We start from the raw sequence: 308 nt of genomic DNA, 5'->3' as shown, positions 1-308 counted from the left end.
CAGTAAATCCGTGACGGGGGCGAGGGCTTTACCCAGCATCCGGTCCGCGTTGCGACGTACTGCCATCAGCATGTTCCACAACGCGGCTACGGGTTGCTTTAACGATGCCGGGCCCCAGGCCGTGACTTTATCGAGCAGTTTTTTGGTGACGGAGAGGAGTTCATCAAAAACACTTAACAGATCGAAGACGTCCAGGCTGTCGATCACGCCGCGTAATTTCTCCTCGAGGAAACGGTAAGGGTTATAAATTTTCAGATACTTCAGCGCGCTGCGCGTGGCGGGCATATTCAGAAAATCGTTCAATAAGC

The 308-nt window shown here is 52.9% G+C and carries 1 pseudogene; it reads right to left on the bottom strand.

The window, feature by feature from the left end:
- A pseudogene (locus LC431_RS26465) lies at positions 1-308 on the bottom strand (hypothetical protein); the annotation flags it as partial.

Origin of the sequence: Rahnella sp. GSA61A (genome assembly GCF_019969905.1) — a bacterium.
Lineage (GTDB): Bacteria > Pseudomonadota > Gammaproteobacteria > Enterobacterales > Enterobacteriaceae > Rahnella > Rahnella aceris.
Note: the sequence above shows the minus strand (reverse complement) of the source record. Positions and strands in the feature narration are given on the sequence as shown.